This window comes from Stenotrophomonas sp. STEN046 (genome assembly GCF_056759755.1).
The window spans coordinates 1-16280 of record NZ_JBRRDR010000034.1 but is presented as its reverse complement, the minus strand read 5'-3'; the positions used below and the strand labels follow the sequence as shown (position 1 = coordinate 16280).

At 67.5% G+C, this 16280-nt stretch carries 11 protein-coding genes and 1 pseudogene; 7 read left to right on the top strand and 5 right to left on the bottom strand.

The window, feature by feature from the left end; all coding sequences use genetic code 11:
• Genes ACVOLJ_RS15145 through ACVOLJ_RS15135 form a run of 3 tightly spaced genes read right to left on the bottom strand, consistent with a single transcriptional unit; the run spans window position 1 to window position 2416 of the window.
• Window positions 1-534, bottom strand: a complete 534-nt coding sequence (locus tag ACVOLJ_RS15145; RefSeq protein ID WP_475281062.1) for a TRAP transporter small permease — start codon at window positions 532-534, stop codon at window positions 1-3.
• 10 nt (window positions 535-544) lie between these two features.
• Entirely contained in the window at window positions 545-1549 is a 1005-nt protein-coding gene (locus tag ACVOLJ_RS15140) for a TRAP transporter substrate-binding protein (protein WP_475281061.1), read from the bottom strand.
• A 39-nt stretch (window positions 1550-1588) separates the two neighbouring features.
• Window positions 1589-2416 (bottom strand): 2-keto-4-pentenoate hydratase, encoded by an 828-nt coding sequence (locus ACVOLJ_RS15135; RefSeq protein WP_475281060.1) that lies wholly within the window; start codon window positions 2414-2416, stop codon window positions 1589-1591.
• 174 nt (window positions 2417-2590) lie between these two features.
• On the opposite strand from ACVOLJ_RS15135, the gene ACVOLJ_RS15130 reads away from it, so the two are divergent.
• The 3 genes from ACVOLJ_RS15130 to ACVOLJ_RS15120 are packed head-to-tail and all read left to right on the top strand — an operon-like array spanning window position 2591 to window position 5814.
• The gene (locus ACVOLJ_RS15130; protein ID WP_481564483.1) at window positions 2591-3556 is read left to right on the top strand and encodes an alpha/beta hydrolase; all 966 of its coding nucleotides are present in this window, start codon (window positions 2591-2593) and stop codon (window positions 3554-3556) included.
• Window positions 3553-5175, top strand: coding sequence for a carboxylesterase/lipase family protein (locus ACVOLJ_RS15125; RefSeq protein ID WP_481564472.1), 1623 nt, complete (start codon window positions 3553-3555; stop codon window positions 5173-5175). Before ACVOLJ_RS15130 ends, ACVOLJ_RS15125 begins: the two co-directional genes overlap by 4 nt.
• 51 nt (window positions 5176-5226) lie before the next feature.
• Window positions 5227-5814 carry a cysteine dioxygenase family protein gene (locus ACVOLJ_RS15120; RefSeq protein ID WP_481564471.1) on the top strand — a complete coding sequence of 196 codons (588 nt, stop codon included), beginning with the start codon at window positions 5227-5229 and terminating at the stop codon, window positions 5812-5814.
• Between the two features lie 37 nt (window positions 5815-5851).
• On the opposite strand, the gene ACVOLJ_RS15115 is transcribed toward ACVOLJ_RS15120, so the two are convergent.
• Complete coding sequence (locus ACVOLJ_RS15115; RefSeq protein WP_481564470.1) at window positions 5852-9649, bottom strand: LamG-like jellyroll fold domain-containing protein; 3798 nt, start codon at window positions 9647-9649, stop codon at window positions 5852-5854.
• 135 nt (window positions 9650-9784) lie between these two features.
• Complete coding sequence (locus tag ACVOLJ_RS15110; RefSeq protein ID WP_481564469.1) at window positions 9785-12547, bottom strand: TonB-dependent receptor; 2763 nt, start codon at window positions 12545-12547, stop codon at window positions 9785-9787.
• A 286-nt stretch (window positions 12548-12833) separates the two neighbouring features.
• Between ACVOLJ_RS15110 and ACVOLJ_RS15105 the strand changes: the two genes are divergently transcribed.
• From ACVOLJ_RS15105 to ACVOLJ_RS15090, 4 genes and pseudogenes are all read left to right on the top strand, one after another.
• Window positions 12834-13853, top strand: a complete 1020-nt coding sequence (locus ACVOLJ_RS15105; RefSeq protein WP_475281054.1) for a sugar kinase — start codon at window positions 12834-12836, stop codon at window positions 13851-13853.
• Window positions 13840-14478, top strand: a complete 639-nt coding sequence (gene eda / locus ACVOLJ_RS15100; protein ID WP_481564468.1) for a bifunctional 4-hydroxy-2-oxoglutarate aldolase/2-dehydro-3-deoxy-phosphogluconate aldolase — start codon at window positions 13840-13842, stop codon at window positions 14476-14478. Before ACVOLJ_RS15105 ends, eda begins: the two co-directional genes overlap by 14 nt.
• A gap of 131 nt (window positions 14479-14609) precedes the next feature.
• Window positions 14610-15638 (top strand): alcohol dehydrogenase AdhP, encoded by a 1029-nt coding sequence (gene adhP / locus ACVOLJ_RS15095; protein WP_475281052.1) that lies wholly within the window; start codon window positions 14610-14612, stop codon window positions 15636-15638.
• A gap of 108 nt (window positions 15639-15746) precedes the next feature.
• Window positions 15747-16127, top strand: a pseudogene (locus ACVOLJ_RS15090) (hypothetical protein); the annotation flags it as partial.
• Between the last annotated feature and the right edge of the window lie 153 nt (window positions 16128-16280).

The window sequence follows — 16280 nt, the reverse complement described above, 5'->3', positions numbered from 1 at the left end:
TCAACGATCTCCTTCAGCGTCGTCGGCACCGGCTGCCGTGGCATGCAGCGCTTTCCACGCACGGTTCAGCGCGAACAACAGCATCAGCGCACCGCCCACGGCCAGCGGCAGGTAGTTGATGCTCTGCGGCAGGTTGGCGCCTGCGGTCTTGATGTCCATTCCATCGAGCAGCAGGTCGGCCGACCAGAACGCGATGAAGCCGCCCAGCACGGCCACCACCAGCTGGATGAACACATCCACCGCCCGGCGCAGGCCCTCGCCCATGTAGGCGTGCAGCAGGAAGAACCCGAAGTGGCGATTGGTGTGCACGCCGCAGGCCGCGCCCAGGCTCATGGCGGTGGCCAGCAGCAGCAGGGTCACCGGTTCGGTCCAGCTGGGCGAATCGTTGATCACGTAGCGGGCGAACACCTGCCAGCCCTGCACCGCCACCAGCCCCAGCAGCGCGCCCACGGCAACATGGATGGCAATGTCGGCGATGCGGTCCAGCAGCCGTTGGCCGGGGCCGGGTACGGTGGAAATCGTCGTCTCGGTCATGGCAGTGTCCTCAGGCGGCGGCACGGATGCGGGCGACCAGCGCAGCCAGCTCGGGTTGCTGCAGGTACTGCTGCAGCAGCGGCTGGGCGGCGGCGCGGAAGGCGGGCAGGTCCACCTCGTTGGCTTTCACGCCCGAGGCCAGCACCGCGCGGCGCGCGGCGTCTTCGGACGCATCCCATTGCGCGCGCATCACCTTCACCGAGGCGCGCGCGGTCTCCAGCAGCAGCTGGCGGTCGGCCGGCTGCAGGCGCTCGAAACTGGCGCGCGACATCAACAGCACGTCCGGCGCATACGAGTGATCGCTCTGCGACCAGTAGTGCGCGGCCTCGAAGTGGCGGCTGGAATGGAAGCTGCGCATGTTGTTCTCGGCGCCGTCGATCATGTGCGTCTCCATGCCGGAGAACGTATCGCCCAGCGACATCGGCGTCGGATTGGCGCCGAGCAGGCGCATCAGCTGGATGAAGATGTCCGATGACGCGACACGCAGCTTCAGTCCATGCAGGTCGCTGGGCTGCACGATGGGATGTTTGGTGTTGTAGAAGCAGCGGGCGCCGGAATCGTAGATCGCCAGGCCCACCAGGTCACGGCTTTCAAAGCCGCGCAGCACCGCCTCGGCGATGCCGCCATCGAGTGCGGCACGCTGGTGCGCCACCGAATCGAACACGTAGGGCAGGCATAGCGCCTGGGTCAACGGGAATGCGTTGTTCAACGCACCGGCGTAGACGCGGGTGATGTCGATGGCGCCGAAGCGCGCCATGTCGATCGCTTCCGATTCGCGGCCGAGCTGGCCGGAATGATACTGGCGCAGGCGCAGGCGACCTTGGGTTTCGCGCTGCAGTGTTTCGCCGATCCACTTCACCGCGGTCACGGTCGGGTAGTCGGCCACGTGCACATCGGTGGCGGTCAGCAAGGTGGCGCCGTCGATGGCGTCAGCCGGCCCGCGGCCACAGGCCGTGAGCAGCGGGGTGGCCAGCGCAGCAGCGCCGCCGGCCAGGAAATGTCGTCGTGTGATCATCTGCGCCCTCCCGCGCGTGTTCACCGGAGCGTGCGGCGGTTACCCGGCCGGCACAGCCCTGCAGGCAATCTCGCCGAAGCCGGCAAATCGCACCAGCGCCGTCTGTCCTGCGCTGATGTCGTGGATGCCGGTCGCATTGCCGGTGGCGATCAGATCGCCGCGCTGCAATGGCCGGCCGCGCAGGGCCGAACGGGACAGCGCGAAGGCGTACGCCGCGCGCAGGCCGCCGGGCAGGCGGGTGGCGCCACCGGTGCCGACCACGTCGCCCTCGATCAGCGTTTCAGCACGCAGCGCGGTTTCGTCGCGCGCGGTCCAGTCAACGATCTCCGTCCCCAGCACCAGGCCGTTGTTGTTGCCGAAGTCGGACACCACCACGCGCGGGCCCAGTTGATTGATCGTTGCCAGGGGGCTGCTGGCCACTTCCACGCCGATGTACAAGCGCGCCGGCAAGGCCTCGGCCTGTTCAGGCGACCAGTGCAGTTGCCCGGCCGGAGCGTCCTCCAACAGCTCCAGCACGTACTCCGCCTCTACCGCAGCGAAGCCGCCGACGAACACCGGGATATCAACTGTTCCACCGGTAGCATTTTTCAGCTGGCGGGAGAAAACCGGGCCCAGCAGCCGATCATCCCCGGAAGCGTCGCGGCGCTCGGCGGCGATGTAGCCGACCTTCCAGCCGACCACCTGGTCGTCCCAGCCGGCGATGGCCAGATCCTGCACCCGGTAAGCGGCCACCAGGTCAGGCGGCACAAGGCCCGGGAACGCTGGCAGCGCCTGCCCGGCGCGGCGTGCGGTGGTGAAAGCGTGGGCGATCGCGGCCGCATCGTCCGGCGGCGGCGTCTGCCCATGTGTGCCGTGTTCGTTGCTCAAGAACGGTCTCCCTCTGGCGTTGTTGCACTGCCCATCGACAGCGTCTGCAGGAGGTGTATATGGTAAACCGGTGTCATCGCGCAAGCCGCAGCGCATCACAAGCGCTTGCCGGTGACCTCGGCCACCCTGTTGCACCCCGTCGGAGCCTTGCCTGCCATGCGTCTGCCCTGTGTATTGCTGTTGCTGACCTGCCTGTTGCCGAGCGCACCCGCTGCCGCCGGCGATGTGCCGCTGCGCGCGGGCGAGCGGCTGGGCCGGGAACTGGCTGGCGAGCGCCTGCTGCTGTGGCCGGCCGGGCAGGTGCCTGGCGAAACCGGCACCGCGCGGCCCGCGCGGGTGGTCGAGCGCAGTACCGACCCGGCGCACCCTGACCGCTTCGTCGACCAGATCGATGCCCCCTACCTGCTGGTGCATGCGCCGGCCCATCCCAATGGCCACGCGCTGCTGGTGATTCCCGGCGGCGGCTACCAGCGCGTGGTGATCGACAAGGAAGACAGCGCATTGGTGCCCGACTGGGTCGACCGCGCCGGCTACACCCTGTTCGTGCTGCGCTACCGGCTGCCGCAGCCCGGGCGCGACCCGCAGGCCGCATTGGCCGACGCACAGCGTGCGTTGCGCATGGTGCGCGGGCAGGCGGCAGGCCGCGGGCTGGATGCCGACAGCGTGTCGGTGATGGGCTTCTCCGCCGGCGGCCACGTGGCGGCGCGGCTGGCCACCGGATTCGATGTGGCAGCCTATCCGGCGCGCGATGCCATCGATCACCTGAGTGCGCGACCGGCCCGGGCGGTGCTGGTGTACCCGGTGATCGACATGGGCGCGCACGCGCACAGTGGTTCGCGTGCACGCCTGATCGGTGGCCATGCCGACCCCGCACTGGCCGCACGCTACTCGATGCAGCAGCAGGTGCGTGCGGACATGCCGCCGACCCTGCTGATCCACGCCAACGATGATCGCGTGGTCAGCGTGCACAACAGTGAGGCGATGGCGCAGGCGTTGGCCCACGCCGGTGTCGAGCACGAGCTGCATCTGTTCGCGCACGGCGGCCACGGCTTCGGCATGCGTATGCCGGCCGATTCCACCTTGGCGGTGTGGCCGTTGCTGGCACAGCGCTGGCTGCAGGCGGGCACGGCCCCACGATGACCGACACGCCCGCCAACCAGCAGCGCCGCCGGTTCCTGCGTGACAGCGCGCGCTGGGCCCTGGCTACCGCCACGCTGGCATCGCTGCCTGCGTGGGCGGCGCCAGGCCCCCGTGCGGGTACGCCGGTGCTGGCGCGCGTACGCGGCGGGCGTGTGCGGGGCCAGCGCGCGCAGGACGTGCTGGTGTTCCGCGGCCTGCGCTATGGCGCCGACACCGCTGCGTTCCGCTTCCAGCCACCGCGCAAGGAAGTGCCCTGGCACGGCATCGCCGATGCACGGGAGCATGGCCCGTCAGCGCCGCAGGGCGGGACCGCAGGGCCGGGCAGCGAAGATTGCCTGTGCCTCAACGTGTGGACACCGGCACTGGGTGATGGCCGCCGACGGCCGGTCCTGGTCTACATCCACGGCGGCGGCTTCAACAACGGCTCGGGCAGCGACCCGCTGTACGACGGCAGCGCACTGTGCCGTCGTGGCGACGTGGTGGTGGTCACGGTGAACCATCGCTTGAACACCTTCGGTTACCTGTACCTGGGCGCACTGGGCGACCCGCGCTATGCCGCGTCAGGCAACATCGGCCAGCTTGATCTGGTGCAGGCGCTGCAGTGGGTGCGCGAACACGCGGCCACGTTCGGCGGCGATGCAGGCAACGTCACCGTGTTCGGCCAGTCCGGTGGCGGCGCCAAGATCGCCACGCTGATGGCCATGCCCGCGGCGAGAGGGCTGTTCCAGCGCGCATGGACGATGAGCGGCCAGCAGGTCACCGCAGCGGGCCCGCGAGCGGCGGCGCAGCGCGCGGCCATCGCGATGGCGGCGGTGGGCGCGCGTGACATCGATGCACTGCTGCGCCTGCCCGCTGCCGACCTGCTGGCGGCAACCCGCGCACGTGATCCATCGCCGGTGGAGGACACCGCGCTGTACTTCGGTCCCGTGCTCGACGGGGTCAGCCTGCCGGTGCATCCGTTCTGGCCGCAGGCCCCCCTGCAATCAGCCGGCATTCCGATGGTGATCGGCAATACCCGGGATGAAACGCGCGCGTTTCTCGGCAACGATCCTGCCAACTTCTCGCTGACCTGGGACACGCTGCCGGCGCAACTGCAGAAGCAGCAGTTCGTCGATCTGCTGCCGGCCACCGTCATCGCAGAGTACCGTCGCCTGTACCCGCACTACACGCCTTCCGAGGTGTTCTTCGCCGCCACCACCGCCGGCCGTTCCTGGCGCGGCGCGGTGGAGGAACTGGAGGCGCGCGCGCGACAGGTGGCCGGCGCAGCGCCGACATGGGCCTACCAGCTCGATTGGGGCTCGCCGGTGGAAGACGGACGCATGCGCGCCTTCCATACCCTGGATATCCCGCTGGTGTTCGACAACGCGGGCCTGCCCGGTGCGCGTACCGGCGCCGGTGAAGATGCCCATCGGCTGGCAGCGACGATGAGCGATGCCCTCATTGCATTCGCGCGCCACGGCAATCCCAATCATCGCGATATGTCGCAATGGGCCCCGTATACGCTGCCACGACGGCAGACGATGCTGTTCGATCGACACAGCGGCGTCGTGGATGATCCGCGCGCAGGTGAGCGTGCGCTCTATGCAAAAGTACCTTTTGTGCAGCGTGGCACCCTGTGATGACACCGCAGCGCAAACATTCTGTTAACCCCGCTCGGCTAGAGTCGGGCCATGGGAAGGATGTTCACACCACTGCCATTTCCGGGTCGGGAGCAGCTGCTTGCGGCCATTGATGGTGCGGTCTGCCTGGCCGATCCACAGGCCATCACCGCCGCACTTCAACGTGCGTTGCGCGAGGCCATCACCGATCCGATGATCCAGTTGCCGCCGTGCGTGCGGCATCCGGTGCAGGGCCATTACGCCCGTCGCGAGCTGTATCGCAGCGCCACGCTGGGCTACAGCGTGATCGCGATGTGCTGGGGCCCGGGGCAGGGCACGCCACTGCACGACCACGATGCGATGTGGTGCGTGGAAGGCGTGTGGCAGGGCGAGTTGATCGTCACCCCGTATGCGCTGCAGGAACAACAGGGTGAGCGCCATCGCTTCACCGCACAGGAAACACTGTATGGCCACCGCGGAAGTGCCGGCAGCCTGATCCCGCCGCACGAGTACCACACGCTGCGCAATGCGAGCGAGGAGGACGTGGCGGTGTCGGTGCATGTCTACCAGGGCGTGATGGAGCGCAGCGCGGTGTTCGACCCGCTGGGCGATGGCTGGTACCAGCGGCGGGTGAAGCTGATGGAGACCGACGCGGCGTAGGCACGTCCGCCGGGCATGGCCGGGCGGCACACACGCATCAACGCGGCACATCCACCACGTTGTTGAGCCGTGTGACTTCCTCGCCACCATCGGCCAGTGCCACACGCACACGCAGGCCGCTGCGGTTGCCGGCAGGCAAGGGCAACGATACCTCCACTGCTTTCGGCAGCAGATCGGCCGGCGCTGCCATCGCTGGCACCTCGGTACGCGCGATCTCGCGCCCGCCGGCATCTTCCAGCACTGCCACACCCACGCCCGTGCCCACATGCCCCAGGCTGTGTACGGTCACGTGGACCTGCCGCCCATCCAGGCGCACGTCGCCGCGACCCACACCCAGATCCGCGCGCGATTCCACCGGTGTTCCGGCAGACACGCGCTCGAACTCGAACCGCTCGGTGCGCCCGGGCTGGAACTGCATCGGCACCGACAGACTGGTTTCCAGCTGCACCGTGCGTTCGCGTGCGGTGCCGTCGATGCGGCCATCACCGTCGGCATCGACGCCGCTGCGCACGCGCCATGTACCACTGGCCACATTCCAACCGGTCATGTCGGCGGCGATCACCCGCGCGCCGAGGTTGTAGCTGGTCACGGTGAAGCGCTCACGCGAGGGCGCATGCACCAGCAGCGCGACCTGTTCGGCGGCACCGTCGCGATCGAAGCGCCAGCTGACCGTATGTCCGGGCCAGCTCTGGTTGCGCTTCAGGGCAATGCCACCCAGCCGCGCACGCTGCAGGAATTCGCTCGGTGCTTCCACGCGGTCAGACCACCAGTGGCCTTCGGTATTCATGTAGGCGCGCTGCACCTTGGCCTGCAGGCCATCGGCGTGCAGTGCATCGATGTACTTCAGATCGCCGCTGGCCTGCCATGCCATCAGGCTGGCGAAGCCGGTCTTTCCGGCGTCGGCTTCGGCGGTCAGCTGCGGATACCAGTCCTGCTGCCGGCCCAGTGCATCCACATAGTTCTCACCCAGGTTGGCCAGCGCACCCGGCCCCCCACGCGCCACGCGGTAGTCCAGTGCCTGCAGGTATTTCGCATCGCCCGTCCAGCGCCACGCGGCCCAGAAGGTGTGCATCGTGTCACCGCCGCCGGAACCGTTGTTGAGCTCGCCACCACGGGTTGCGCCGGTGGCCCAGTTGATCTCGTTGGGCAGGGTGAACCGGCCCTTGTCATCGGTACCGGCATGGGCGAGATACCCGTCGGCCAGACCAATCACCAGGCGGCGGCCGGTGGGGTCGGCGTTGTATTGCCCAAGCAGGAACGCCGGATGCAGTACCGGGAACGAATACGGCTTCTGCCATTGCCAGTTCGGCTCGCGGTACACCTTGTTGCCACCGAACCAGTTGCTGGAGAACAGCACATGGCCATGGGGATTGCGCAGGATGATGCGTTCGTCGAAGGCCTTCACCGTTTCCATCAGGCGCTCCAGCGTCAACGGGTCGCCCCAGTTGAGGTAGAGCATCGCGCTGTTGGTATTGATGCCTTCCTCGTAGGCGTGCAGTTCGTCGGTCTCGATGGTGCTCAGCCCGTTGCTGAACATGCCGTTGCGGTACACCGCGTCGGAAAGTGCGGTCAGCGAGGCGTTCAGCCGCTGCGGTTGCACGCCCATCAGTGCCAGTCCCGGCCATTGCTGGGTCAGGTCGGAATCGTCGGAGATGCCGCCGCCGAAGTCGCCGTAGGCCACCTGTCGCTGGTCGATCCACCAGTCGACGAACGCGCGCACCTGGGCCAGATCCTGCACCTGGTGGAAGGCCCACGCCGGCACCCCCTTCGGTACGTCGGGCGCGGTGTACGGCGGACGACCCTGGCTGTTGTAGCTGATGTAGTTCCAGTACAGACGGCCCAGTTCGTGGTCCGGGTCCACCCGCAGCAGATCGCTCAGGTCGGCGTACACGCGCGCGTACAGGCGCTGGCGCTTTGAGGTGGTGTGTTCTTCCACCAGGAAGCCCCAGTTGTCGCGCACCTGGTTGAAGCGATCGGCGACGTGTTCCCTGATTGCCTCTGCGCGTGGCTTGAATACCAGGCGGATCTGCGCGCCATCGAGGGCCCTGGCGTCGAAGCCGGGTGCGGCCGAGGCGATGCTCAACCACAGGCTGTCAGGCGTAAGGATGCGGTCGCGCAGATCCAGCCACAGCGTACGCTTCTGGCCGGGCTGCACCGATACCGAAACATCGATCATGTCGCGCGCCGGCCAGATCGGATCCTTGATGCGCAGGTTCAACGGGATCAGGCCATCGTGCGTGGCCGGCAGATCGAGTGCGGGGATATCGATGGCCACGCCATCCAGGCCGTCGTGCATGTTTTCCCAGCTGTAGGCCCAGCTGCGGATCAACGGCTGGTTGGCCGGTGCATCGCCGACGCCGGAGGGAATCAGCACGTGCACGATCGGGCGGGGTTGCGCGGGCAGTGAATCGGCAGTGCGGCGGCGTGAGCCGGCGCCCTTCGGCAGGGCCATCACCGTACTGCGTTCGGCGGCCGGGTAGCGGCCATTGATGTAGCGTCGCAGCGCGTCCAGGTTGGTGTAATCGGGCAGGGCCTGGCTGTCGATCACGTAGGTCTGCTTCACCGTGCCATCGGGTTCGGCACCTTCGCTCACGTTGTAGGCCCAGATTTCCTGGATCGGCGTTTCCTGTTCAACGTTGCTGAAACGCAGGACGCCGCCGCTCTGCGCGGGAATGTCATCGACGCTGCGCAGCACACCGCGTGCGCGCGTGGCCAGCACCTGCGTGGCATGCGCCGCGTCGCTGCCGTGGGCGAGCGTGCCGAATGCTGCGCCGCGGATCTCCACCCGGTTGACGCGCTCCTGCGCTGGCAGGGTCAGGTCCAGGTGCTGGCCGCCCTGCACGTAGGTATTCCAGTCCGGTAGCTGGAAATAGTCGTTGCGGCCGGGAAGGCGCGAGCGGTTGTAGACACCGGGCCAGGTGGTTTCGGCGATGCCGTCTGTGGCCTTCCACATCCACGCTTTCAGGTCGCGGCTGTCGGCGAATTCAATCTTGCGGATGCGCGTGCCCGCGGCGGCCAGCGCCGGCGGCGGCGCACCTTCCCAGCCGAAGCGATGGCGCCAGGCGCGATCATCGGCGCCGCTGGCAACAGCGCTCTGTGCTTGCCTGCCGCGCGCAAGCGCACTGACGGCCATTGCATCAAGCATGCGGTCGTAGACACGGATGTGCTGGAAATCGCTGCCGCGCAGGAAGTTGTAACGGCTCTGTACCTGGTAGGGCGCCATCACCCGCCCGGCCAGGCCGAGCTGGTCCAGCGCAGCATCGTAATCGCCGCTGGCCTGTGCACGTGCGACTTCGCGGCCATCCACGAACAGGCGTACGCCCTGGTCTTCATCCCAGGCAAAGGCAAGGTGCAGCCACTGGTCGGGGCGCGGCGGTGCATCCATGCGGAACGACACGCGGGTGCGTGCGAGGTTGGCGTCGGTGACGAACGCATCAAAGCCGTGGCCGTTCCAGTCGATGCGCAGCCACGCCATGTCCCAGCTGCTGTGGTCGGCGTAGCCGACGCGGAAGATCACGAACGGTGCTTCGCCCACCGCGTAGCGCGCGCGCCAGTCGAAGGCGAGGGTGCCGCGCTGGGCCAGGATGTTGCCCGGTGCATCCCACGCCAGCACGCCGTCATCCTGCCACTGGATCGCCTTGCCACGTGCACCGTCGTCAACGATCTCCACCTTGTCGCGGAAGTTCGGCGTGGCCTCGCCCTGCGCTACCGTGGCCTGCAGGCCGTGGTTGGCATCCACATGGAACAGCAGCGTGGGCGCTTGCGCAGCAGCGGGGCCAGCGGCGAGGGCCACGATCGGCAACAGGCAGCGGGACAGGGTCGAGCGATGCGGCATCGGGTGTTTCCTTTCAACGGGCGACAGCCGGCGTAGGGCCGCCGGACCGTAGCAAGGCCACGCCGCGACGGCACCTTGCGGCGCAACAGCGGTCGTGGCGAGCGGCGGCGTGCAGGTGCACGCCGCCGGCGTTGCTCAGAACTTGTAGCGCAGGCCCAGCAGGTACTGGCGGCCGGTTTCGGTGTACTGCAGCGGCAGGCGACCGGTCAGCGGCGAGTAGACCCATTCGTCCGAAGCTTCGTTGGTCAGGTTGATGCCTTCCAGGCTGAGTTCCAGCTGGTCGCTGATCTTGTAGCGGATGGAAGCATCGAACACCGTGGTGCCGGTCATGCCGTGGTAGCCATCGAGGTTGAAGCCGGTTTCCTGGCCCGGTGCCTGGGTCAGGTAGTCGTCGCGGTTGGTAGCCGATACGCGGCCGGCAAACTTTTCGCCTTCGTAGAACAGGGTGGCGTTCCAGGACGACTTCGACAGGCCGGTCAGGTCGGTCTTCATTACCGGCTGGCCGGCGGCGTTGATGTACTGGATCTTCGATTCCACCCAGGTGTAGTTCAACTGCATGCCCAGGTTCGACCACTTGCCCGGCAGGAAGGAGAAGGGCTGGGTGTAGTTGGCTTCCACGCCGTGCAGTTCGCCGCCGGGGGTGTTGACCGGCTTGCTGTAGGTGAAGTCGTCGGTTGCCGATGCGCCGGTCCCGACCAGCAGTGAAGCCGGCAGCCCGCTGTCGCTGTAGGGACGCACTTCGCGGGTGGTCTGCACGAAGCTCTCGATGTCCTTGTAGAACAGGCCGATGCCGGCCATCGCGCCTTCGGCGAAATACCACTCGAAGCCCAGGTCGACATTGGTCGCACGGATCGGGTCCAGCGCCGGATTGCCGCTGGAAATCGTGCGCGCGCCACCGGCAACGGCCACGGTCGCGCCGGGGGTCAGGCTGCCCAGGCCCGGGCGGCTCATCACCTTGGCCGCACCCAGGCGGATCAGGAAGTCCGGAGTGACTTCGGCCACCAGGTTGAACGAGGGCAGAGTGTCGTTGTAGGTGCGGTTGGCCGTGGTTTCGACGGTGCCGCTGGCCAGCGTCGATTGCCCGGTGGACGACTGCTTGGTACGCACATAACGCACGCCGAAATTACCCGACAGCGGCAGCGAACCGAGTTCGGTCGAGAATTCGCCCATCAGGTAGGCACCACGATCCTTCTCTTCGACGGTACGCACGTTGTTGGCACGCGGGGCGACGGCGAAGGTGCCGCTGTTGCTGTAGATGTCGAACTGCTCGGCGATCGCATCCAGGTCCGGCACCACCCAGGTGGACGGGCTGCCGGCGATGCCCTTCAGGCCTGCCGGGGTGGTCATGTCCACCGGCACGATCTTGCTGCCGTTGGCGAAGTTGGGCACGGCCAGTTCGCTGGCGCGGCGCAGCTCGGTGGTCTTGAAGGTGTAGTCCTTTGCCAGCACGCCGCCCTTCAGGCGGAAGCCGGGACTGATGTTCCAGTTGAAGTCGATCTGGCCGGTGTCGAAGTCGTTGTCCACGTACTGCGGACGCAGGCGGATCTCGGCCAGTTCCCAGCCTGCGGGATTGGTCGGATCGATGCCGTAGTTGAGGGTCGGCGCGCGGTCGTTGCCGCGGTAATCGTAGCTGTAGCCCTTGACGTCGTACTTGTCCATGATCACGGTGGTCTGCACCGGATTCTCATGCTTGGAACGCGAGATGCCCACCTTGCCGGACAGGGTGAAATCGTCGCCAAAGCGGTGCTGGCCGTTCAGGCTGATCTGCTTGAACTCGGTGCTCCACTCGTCGTGGCGGTTCTCGGTGCGGATGTCGACGTTGTCGAATTCACCGTAGACCAGCGCGCCATTGCGGATCTCGCCGTTCTTGACGATGGTGGTCGGCTTGCCGGACAGGCGCGCACTGGCGTTGGCGCCGCGGCTGAAGGAAATCGCCTCGATGTAGTTCTCGTCGCGGGTGGCGTCGATCTTCGAGTACAGCGCGTCCAGGGTGATCTCGGTGGCTGTCGTCGGCTTCCACTGCAGCGAACCGGTCACGCCCAGGCGCTTCTGCTCGTGCTGCATCTGCACGTAGCGCGGAAAGCGCGGGTGGAACACGTTGGCACCGCGAGCGGCAGCGAAGGGCGAGGACGCGGCGAAGTTGCCGTTGCTCGGTCCGTTGGCCCAGCGGCCGGTGTTGGAGCCTTCCTCCAGCGCCTGGCGCTCGGAGTAGGCCACCGACAGCAGCGCACCAAAGGTGCCATCGGCGAAGGTGTTGGAGATCAGTGCGGCAACGCGCGGGTCGGCCTTCTCGGCCATCGCGTTGTAGCTGGCCTGGCCGCTGGCGGCGAAGGTGAGGCCGTCGTAGTCGAACGGATGCGCGGTACGCAGGTCGACGGTGGCACCCAGCGAGCCTTCCTCGACATCGGCCGAGGCGGTCTTGCGCACCAGCAGCTGCGAGAACAGGTCCGAAGCGAACACGTTGAAGTCGAAGCCACGGCCACGGTTGGTGCCGCCGCTCTGGTCACCCGCACCGACCGTGGTCAGCGCTTCCATGCCGTTGATGCGCACGCGGGTGAAGTCGGGACCGAGGCCACGCACCGAGATGTTGCGGCCTTCGCCGGCTTCCCGGGTGATGACCACGCCCGGGATGCGCTGCAGCGATTCGGCCAGGTTCAGGTCCGGGAACTTGCCGATGTCCTCGGCAACGATGGCATCGACCACGCCCGATTCGCTGCGCTTGATGTCCAGCGCCTTCTCCACGCTGGCGCGGTAGCCGGTGACGTTCACCGTGTCCAGGTTGGTGGCACTGGCCGGGTCGGTCTGCTGCTGGGCGGTCGCGGTGGCCGAGAGGGCCAATCCGACGGCCAACGCGAGCAAGGTAACCGGTGTCTTTTTTCCATGGTTCCGAGAATGCATGCCTTTCCCCTCTCCCAAAGGTCTGGTATCGCGGCTGTTTCAGCGTTATGACACCGCTGGTCAAGGCGGACGTTAACAGCACGTTCCGGATCCGGCATCTTGCACCGCAACAGATCTGAAATGTCTCCAAGACGCTTGCAGGACAATGCTTCCAACAGTTTGATAGGCTACAGCCAAGCGCGGTGTCGACTGGAATGACACCGATAGTCAACCGCCACGCCCCACGCGTGGTCCCCAACCCCGCCGTGCAGTGTCACATGCCGGCGGCAAGCGTGAAGGAGCGGAAATGGGTCGTATCGTGTGTTTCGGGGAATTGCTGCTGCGGCTGGGTGCGCCCGGTCGCGAGCTGCTGCTGCAGTCGCCGCAGCTGCAGGTTCACGTGGGCGGGGCGGAGGCGAACGTGGCTGTCTCGTTGTCCCGTTTCGGACATGACGTGGCCATGGTCAGCACCGTGGCCGGCAACGCACTCGGTGCCCATGCGGTGGCCGAACTGCGCCGGCACGGGGTCGATACGCAGGGTGTGCGCGAGGATCCCGAAGGCCGCATGGGCCTGTACTTCCTGACCACCGGCGCGGTGCAGCGCGCCAGCGAAGTGGTCTACGACCGCGCTGATTCGGCATTCGCCAACAGCACCGCAGCCGACCATGACTGGCCGGCACTGCTGCAGGGCGCGCAGTGGCTGCACCTATCCGGGGTCAGCCCGGCGCTGGGCGCGGACGTGGCGCAGGCGACGCTGGCGGCAGCCCGCACGGCCCGCGCACTCGGTGTGCGTGTCTCCTTCGACGGCAATTTCCGGCCCAAACTCTGGCAGCGCTGGGGCGGCGACGCGCAGGCGATCCTGCACGAGTTGTTCGCCCAGGCCGATATCGTGTTCGCCGATTACCGCGACATCGAGGTGATTCTCGGCCTGCGCTTCGAACAGGCCGAGGCGGTGGCCAGGGTGGAAGCAGCGGCCGAAGCCGCCTTCGCCGCCTTCCCGCAGCTGCAGTGGATGGCCTGCACCCAGCGGCAGGCACTGAGCGTGGACCACCATGCACTGGGCGCACTGCTGCTCGGCCGCGATGGCACCCGCGCACAGGCGCCGGTGCGCCAGCTGCAGGGTATCGTCGACCGCATCGGCGGCGGTGATGCCTTCGCGGCCGGCATCCTGCATGGCATCCTGTCTGGCTTCGATGCCGATGCCACTGTGCGTTTCGGCTTGGCCGCCGGGGGCCTGAAGCACTCCATTCCCGGCGATTTCAATCCCGTCAGCGAAGCTGATGTGTTGGCCCTGATGGGCGAGGAGCGATTCGATGTCCGGCGCTGATCCACGCGTTCGTGCGGTACTGAAACTGGCACCGGTGATTCCGGTGTTCACCCCTGATGACGTCGACGATGCGGTACAGGTCGCACAGGCGCTGTTCCGCGGCGGCCTGCCGGTGATCGAGGTGACCCTGCGCACGCCGCGTGCGCTGGACGCGATCAAGGCCATGGTCGAGGCGGTACCCGATGCCGTGATCGGTGCCGGTACGGTGCTCGACGCCGCACAGATGCAGGCAGTGAAACAGGCCGGCGGGCACTTTGCGGTGTCGCCCGGAGCAACGCCGCGCCTGTATGCCGCCGCACGCGATGCGGATCTGCCCTACCTGCCGGGCGTGGCCACCGGTTCGGAGCTGATCCTCGGCCTGGAACATGGCCTGGATACCTTCAAGTTCTTCCCGGCAGTGCAGGCCGGCGGTGCGGCGATGTTGTCGGCGTGGCACGGCCCGTTCGGCGACGTCCGTTTCTGTCCCACTGGCGGCATCAGCGTGCAGAACGCCAGCCAGTTCCTGCACCTGCCCAACGTGCTGTGCGTGGGCGGCTCCTGGCTGACCACGGCCGCGCTGATGCAGACCCGCGATTGGGACACCGTCGAGCGCCTGGCGCGGGAAGCTTCGGTGCTGGCCAGCTGAACTGCCCCCGTGGCGCCGGGTGCTGCCCGGCGCTGCGGATGTCTGGATTCTCCTGCGGATTGATCGGAATCAAGGCGGCGGCTGCACGCCGGCGCCATCCTTCAATCCAAGCGCACTACGGAGATCCACGCATGAATAGAACCATGAAGGCCGCCGTCGTCCGTGAGTTCGGCAAGCCGCTGGTCATCGAGGAAGTCCTGGTACCGCGCCCGGGGGCGGGCGAGGTACTGGTCAGGATCGAGGCCTGTGGTGTCTGCCACACCGACCTGCACGCCGCCGAGGGCGACTGGCCGGTGCGACCGAACCCGCCATTCATCCCCGGCCACGAGGGCGTGGGGCACATCGTGGCTGTGGGAGGCGGGGTAGGGCATGTCAAGGAAGGCGACAGGGTCGGCATCCCCTGGCTGTACTCGGCGTGTGGCCATTGCGAACACTGCCTGGGTGGCTGGGAAACGCTGTGCGAGACGCAGCGCAACACCGGTTACTCGGTCAACGGCGGCTTCGCCGAGTACGCACTGGCCGATGCCAACTATGTCGGCCTGCTTCCAAAGGAAGTGGGCTTCGTGGAGATCGCGCCGGTGCTGTGCGCCGGTGTGACCGTCTACAAGGGCCTGAAGGTCACCGATACCAAGCCCGGTGACTGGGTCGCCATTTCCGGCATCGGTGGCCTCGGCCACATGGCCGTGCAGTACGCGCGGGCGATGGGCCTGAACGTGGCGGCGGTGGATGTGGACGACACCAAACTGGCACTGGCCCGGCGTCTGGGCGCGCAGGTCACCGTCAACGCGCGCACCACCGATCCGGCCGCCTTCCTGAAGAAGGAGATCGGCGGCGCCCATGGTGCGCTGGTCACGGCGGTTTCGCCCAAGGCGTTCGAACAGGCGCTGGGCATGGTCCGCCGCGGCGGTACGGTGTCGCTCAATGGCCTGCCGCCGGGCAACTTCCCGCTGGACATCTTCGGCATGGTGCTGAACGGCGTGACCGTGCGTGGCTCGATCGTCGGTACCCGCCTGGACCTGCAGGAATCGCTGCAGTTCGCCGCGCAAGGCAAGGTCGCCGCCACCGTCAGCACCGACCGCCTGGAGAACGTCAACGACGTGTTCGCGCGCATGCGTGCCGGCACCATCGAAGGCCGCGTGGTGCTCGACTTCGCGGCCTGACCCCCCTGTGCATGGCCGCCGCCGCCGTTTCCCTCACTCCCACGGCGGCGGCGGCCATGCCGACCCAGGCGCGACGCCTCCCGCCTCAGGCCGCCGTACAATGCGCGCATGCCCGAGATGCTCAAGACTGCGTTCCTGTCCATCGTCGCCCTGATCGGCGGCCTGCTCGCGCTGGCGCTGGTCAGCAGTGCCGGCGGCTGGCTACCGTCGCTGCTGGGCATGTCACCGGGAAGCGAAGCCCAGCTCGGCTGGGATCTGGCATTCACCACGCTGGGCGGCATCGCCGGCATTGCCTTCGCCACCTACTACGCACCGTGCTGGCCGCGCTCGCACGGCTTCTCGATCTGGTCGCTGCTGCTGCTGGGCGCCGGCTATGGTCTGTGGATGACCAGCGGCGACTTCCCGCGCTGGTTCGTCATCGGTCTGCTGGCATCGCTGCCGGTGCAGCTGCTGCTGGGCTGGTGGTTCGGCCGCCGCGCGTCGCGCGATCGGTGCGGACCGGTTGCAGGTAGGGCCGGGGGGGGGGGGGGGGGGGCGGGGCCGCCCACCCAGAACACGCCACCGCCCCGCCCCCCCCCCCCCCCCCGCGGCGCGGGGGCAACGAGCGACACAACAACCCCCCCCACGCGCACCCACACGAAC

Excerpts from the sequence above, each read along its gene's own strand:
- ACVOLJ_RS15110 (WP_481564469.1), bottom strand. The coding sequence starts at position 12,547 with ATGCATTCTCGGAACCATGGAAAAAAGACACCGGTTACCTTGCTCGCG.
- ACVOLJ_RS15105 (WP_475281054.1), top strand. The coding sequence starts at position 12,834 with ATGGGTCGTATCGTGTGTTTCGGGGAATTGCTGCTGCGGCTGGGTGCG.
- ACVOLJ_RS15115 (WP_481564470.1), bottom strand. The coding sequence starts at position 9,649 with ATGCCGCATCGCTCGACCCTGTCCCGCTGCCTGTTGCCGATCGTGGCC.
- eda (WP_481564468.1), top strand. The coding sequence starts at position 13,840 with ATGTCCGGCGCTGATCCACGCGTTCGTGCGGTACTGAAACTGGCACCG.
- adhP (WP_475281052.1), top strand. The coding sequence starts at position 14,610 with ATGAATAGAACCATGAAGGCCGCCGTCGTCCGTGAGTTCGGCAAGCCG.
- ACVOLJ_RS15140 (WP_475281061.1), bottom strand. The coding sequence starts at position 1,549 with ATGATCACACGACGACATTTCCTGGCCGGCGGCGCTGCTGCGCTGGCC.
- ACVOLJ_RS15120 (WP_481564471.1), top strand. The coding sequence starts at position 5,227 with ATGGGAAGGATGTTCACACCACTGCCATTTCCGGGTCGGGAGCAGCTG.
- ACVOLJ_RS15125 (WP_481564472.1), top strand. The coding sequence starts at position 3,553 with ATGACCGACACGCCCGCCAACCAGCAGCGCCGCCGGTTCCTGCGTGAC.
- ACVOLJ_RS15145 (WP_475281062.1), bottom strand. The coding sequence starts at position 534 with ATGACCGAGACGACGATTTCCACCGTACCCGGCCCCGGCCAACGGCTG.